Raw genomic sequence first — 5,149 nt, 5'->3', positions numbered from 1 at the left:
GCGGTTGCTTCCTCGGCGGTTGCTTCCTCGGCGGTTGCTTCCTCGGCGGTTGCTTCCTCGGCGGTTGCTTCCTCGGTGGTTGCTTCCTCGGTGGTTGCTTCTTCTACTGTAGATTCTTCTTCTGTTTCCTCTGCTGTTTCTTCTTCAGCAGCATCCACTTTCGTGGTCTCTTCTTCCGTTGCATTTTCCTCGGTAGCTTCTTCTACCGTAGTTTCTTCCTCTGTATCCGTAGATTCCTCATTTACCGTGTTTTCTTCCGGGGTATCTTCCGTGGAAGTTTTGGTGTCATCGGTCGCTATATCGGCTTGAAGCTCCAATTCGACTTCATCATCAAAAACAATGGCTTCGGCATCTTGAGGGGCGTTATAGGTTACCACAAGTGCAGGTCCTTTTCCATTCGGGTTTTCTTTGGAGGCGAAAGCTAGGTCGTTGCCTTGCTCGTGGGTCAGTATCAAGGTCAGGACTTCGTTACGTACAAAAGCCGTGTCAAGGGCGACCTCTTGGGTTTGACCAACTTGGTAGCGGGTGGCCAGTTCACCGACTAAAACCTCGGTTTCGGGTGCTGTCTTGGCGGTTAGTTTTTCTTCGGACCAGTCGTTCGAAATGGCCTTAAAGACCGAAATGGTACCGTTACCGTCGTCGCTATCTATAGTAAATTCAAGGTTGGTAGTGTTCACTGTACCACCAATGGAATCAATGGGACTAAGATCGAACATGAGGTAGCTGGTTCTAAAACCTTCTTGAATCCGAACGATAGTTTGGTTGAATCCGGTGTCTCCTTGTACGTGGGCATCATGGATTGCCGGAAAGATAGTAGTACGGGTCTCGTAAATTTTCTCGACTATGGCATCTATGGGCTCATCCTCTAGGACGTTTTCCTCTGTTATTGGGTCGGGTTTTTCCTCTGCAGTGGTTTCTGTAGTCTGTTCTTCATCGGTTGTTGACGATTCGGCCAAAACCGTACTTTCGAACATCTCATTGTCCTTGGTACAGGATATGATAATCATAAAAGAGATGAGCATAAAGTACAGTAGTCTGGGGGAAGTAGGGGTGGGGTGGAATTTCATAAGTGGGTCAATGAATTGTACAGGATGAAAATTTTAAACGTTTCGGGGATTTTTTAAATCGGTGAAATACAGTTTTAATCGGTGAAATACATCATTTTGAATTGCAAAAATAGAAATATCATTTACTTTACCAACATCTCTAACGTTTTTTTTTAAAATTATTGTACGATGAAATACAAATAAAATCGTTGAACTACCCTATTTGTTACGAGAAGAGAGTTAACAAAAGATTAGGAAGAACGCAGTTTTAACTAAAAATTAACGAAATATTCGATGAATTGCAGGAATTGTTGGGAAGGGTTGCGGGAAGGATGGGATTTTAATCAACGAAAGTATAAACAAAAAAAGCCGGACTTCTGAAAGTCCAGCTAGAAGACGGTATAGAAAATTAGTATGTTAAATGCACTTTAAAAGGTACTGTGGTTTGCCTTCCAATTCATAGTAGAGGACACTTTTTCAATTTTGTAAATAGATTGGAAAATTTCAATTTCTCTTATAATACTGCTGATACCATGCAACAAATGCTCGAACCCCATCGTTTACCGAAGTGTTCGGCCTATAATCATAATCTGCAATAAGGCTGTCGACATTCGCCCAAGTACGTGCAACATCACCAGGTTGCATGGGCAACATTTCTTTTTCCGCTTTTTTGCCGATATGGTGTTCGATTGCTTCGATAAATTCGGAAAGCTTTACGGCGTTGTTGTTACCAATATTATAGATTTCGTAAGGCTTTCTATCCGTGACGGGCTTTTCTATAATGCGGGCGACGCCCTCGACAATATCATCGACAAAGGTAAAGTCCCTTTCCATTTTGCCGTGGTTGAACACCTGAATAGGCCGATCGTTCATAATGGCGTCGGTAAAGAGAAAAATGGCCATATCAGGTCGGCCCCAAGGCCCATAAACGGTGAAAAAGCGCAGTCCGGTCGTGGGTAAATCAAAGAGGTGGCTATACGTATGCGCCATCAGTTCATTACTCTTTTTACTGGCGGCGTACAGACTTATCGGATGGTCTACATTGTCTTCTGTCGAAAACGGAATTTTCTCGGTTAACCCGTAGACACTTGAACTGCTGGCATAAACTAAATGCTTGATCTTAAAATTACGGCAACATTCCAACAGGTTCAGGAAACCGACAATATTACTGTCGATGTAGGTCTCGGGATTTTCAAGACTGTAGCGAACCCCGGCCTGTGCCGCCAAATTACATACCACGGCAATGGTTGACTGTTCGAACAACCGGGGCAAGGCCTTACGGTCTTCTAGATTCATCCGCACAAAGGTAAATTTATCGGTATGTTTAGAACCGGAACAAGCTTCGTTGAAAATTTCCGCATCCTTTCGTGAAATCCCCAACTGCTTCAACCGGTCGAATTTTAGGTCAACGCTGTAATAGTCGTTTAGGTTATCCAATCCCAAAACTTCGAAACCTCTTTTTAAAAGGGCTTCACACAAATGGTATCCTATAAACCCGGCGGCGCCGGTCACGAGTATTTTCACGATTGTCCGATTTTATAATATTGAAATCCTTTTTTTTCCATAGTTTCTTTGGATAGCATACGTCTACCATCGAACACAAAGGCCGGTTTTAGCATTTTTTCGTAAATGGTATCCCAATCGTAGGTCTTGAATTCGTCCCATTCGGTTAAGAGGGCTATCGCGTGGGCCTCCTCTGCTGCTTGCATCGGTTCTTTGACTACCTTCAAAAGTCTCCGGTTCTCTTCGGGGGACCTTGTTTCCAAATAATCCAGATCGGCATAAATACGTTCTTCCGAAACTTTTGGATCATAGACCGTGATTTCGGCCCGTTCTTCCAACAAGGCGTCGGCTACGTAAATCGCTGCCGATTCGCGGGTATCGTTGGTGTCCTTTTTAAAAGCCCATCCGTAGAACGCAATTTTCTTGCCCGAAACCGTATTGTAAAGGGTAGCGATAATATGATCGGCAAAACGTTTTTTCTGGTAGTCGTTCATGATAATGACCTGCTCCCAATAATCCGCCACTTCCTGAAGGCCGAAACTTCGGGAGATATAGACGAGGTTAAGGATATCCTTTTGAAAACACGAACCACCGAAGCCTACCGAGGCGTTCAGGAATTTCGATCCTATCCGGCTATCGGTGCCGATGGCGCGGGAAACTTCCGCAATATTCGCATCCGTTCGTTCACATAGCGCGGAAATCGCATTAATGGAAGACACGCGCTGGGCCAAAAAGGCATTGGCGACCAATTTAGAAAGCTCTGAAGACCATACGTTGGTCTGTAAAATGCGTTCTTTCGGAAGCCAATGGGCGTAAATTGCGCTCAATGTATCTTTGGCCTCTTGACCCGAAGGAGTGTCATCGCCACCGATAAGCACCCTATCTGCGTTTAAAAGGTCATTAACGGCGGTACCCTCGGCCAAAAATTCGGGATTGGACAAAATTTCAAAATTCACCTGGTTGCCCGTATTTTCGAGAATACTTTTTATCGCACTGGCCGTTCGAACGGGGAGCGTCGATTTTTCTACAACTATTTTATCGGTGGTGGCGACCTTGGCAATGTTTCGTGCACAAAGTTCTACAAACTTAAGGTCGGCCGCTTGGCCTTTACCCTTTCCATAGGTTTTGGTCGGGGTATTTACGGATATAAATATGATTTCGGCCTCATCGATGGCTTTGTCCACTTCCGTCGAGAAAAATAGGTTTTTGCCGCGGTTGGCGCCTACAATTTCCTTTAGACCAGGTTCGTATATGGGTAGTTTATCCAGATCCTTATCGTTCCAGCGGTCGATGCGTTCTTGGTTAATGTCGACTACGGTTACTTGTATTTCTGGGCATTGGTCCGCGATTACCGACATTGTGGGTCCACCGACGTAACCGGCACCGATACAACAGATTTTACTGACTTTTTTCACGATATAAATGTTAGTTTTCAAATTTTCAAGATGCAAAGATTACTAAATAACTTAGTATAATAGCCGTTTTGTCGTTAAAAAGATGGATTTATAGCTAATTGGTACGAATAATTATCTTGCAGGCATTTCATCTAGGTTCTTACACATAATATAGTATTTTGGGGTAGGTGAGGTAGAGTTCCAATGTTTGTTTTTATCTTCGTGGCCGCAATCCTATAAAACCAATATACTTTGAAAAGAATTCTCATTACAGGAGCGGCCGGATTCTTGGGATCCCACCTCTGCGACCGTTTTATTAAGGAAGACTATCACGTCATCGCCATGGACAACCTGATCACTGGCGATCTGAGAAATTTGGAACATCTTTTTAAACTCGAAAATTTCGAATTCCATCACCATGATGTCACCACATTTGTACATATATCGGGTGAACTGGACTATATTCTGCACTTTGCATCCCCGGCCAGTCCTATAGATTATTTAAAAATTCCAATTCAGACTTTAAAGGTGGGCGCTTTGGGTACACATAATCTTTTGGGTCTTGCCAAGGAAAAAAAGGCTAGGATCTTGATTGCTTCCACCTCCGAGATTTATGGTGATCCCTTGGTGCATCCACAGACGGAAGACTACTATGGTAACGTAAATACGATCGGCCCGCGGGGTGTTTACGACGAGGCCAAAAGGTTTATGGAATCCATAACCATGGCCTACCACCGTTTTCATGGGGTCGAAACCCGTATTGTCCGTATTTTTAACACCTATGGGCCTAGAATGCGCCTAAACGATGGGCGGGTGATTCCGGCATTTATCGGTCAGGCACTTCGGGGAGAAGATCTTACTGTTTTCGGAGACGGCGGCCAGACGCGATCGTTTTGCTATGTCGATGACGAGATCGAAGGTATCTACCGCTTGTTACTGAGCGATTATGCCCTTCCGGTAAATATTGGCAACCCCCATGAGATTACGATAAGGGATTTTGCGGAGGAAATAGTCAAGCTTACCGGTACCGATCAAAAGATCATTTATGAACCCTTGCCCAAAGATGACCCGATGCAACGCCAGCCCGATATCTCAAAGGCCAAGGAGCTTTTGGGTTGGGAACCCAAGGTATCCCGTGCCGACGGAATGAAAATGACCTACGAGTATTTCAAATCCCTTCCCGAAGAGGAACTGTATAAAAAGGAC

General features: G+C 44.4%; 4 protein-coding genes. 1 reads left to right on the top strand and 3 read right to left on the bottom strand.

What is annotated here, in order from left to right; genetic code table 11:
* The 3 genes from ACEW8S_RS20405 to ACEW8S_RS20395 form a co-directional block, all read right to left on the bottom strand.
* The coding region (locus ACEW8S_RS20405; protein ID WP_373519952.1) for a DNRLRE domain-containing protein at positions 1-1,067 on the bottom strand (1,067 nt) is incomplete at its 3' end.
* A 483-nt stretch (positions 1,068-1,550) separates the two neighbouring features.
* Entirely contained in the window at positions 1,551-2,570 is a 1,020-nt protein-coding gene (locus tag ACEW8S_RS20400; protein WP_373519951.1) for an NAD-dependent epimerase, read from the bottom strand.
* Positions 2,567-3,964, bottom strand: a complete 1,398-nt coding sequence (locus tag ACEW8S_RS20395) for a nucleotide sugar dehydrogenase (protein ID WP_373519950.1) — start codon at positions 3,962-3,964, stop codon at positions 2,567-2,569. The genes ACEW8S_RS20400 and ACEW8S_RS20395 overlap by 4 nt, the downstream gene beginning before the upstream one ends.
* A 231-nt stretch (positions 3,965-4,195) precedes the next feature.
* Here ACEW8S_RS20395 and ACEW8S_RS20390 point away from each other — a divergent pair.
* Positions 4,196-5,149 (top strand): UDP-glucuronic acid decarboxylase family protein (locus ACEW8S_RS20390; RefSeq protein WP_373519949.1); only part of this gene is annotated, 954 nt, incomplete at its 3' end.

Source organism: Pricia sp. (genome assembly GCF_041745955.1).
In the GTDB taxonomy this organism is placed as follows: Bacteria; Bacteroidota; Bacteroidia; order Flavobacteriales; family Flavobacteriaceae; genus Pricia.
Note: the sequence above shows the minus strand (reverse complement) of the source record. Positions and strands in the feature narration are given on the sequence as shown.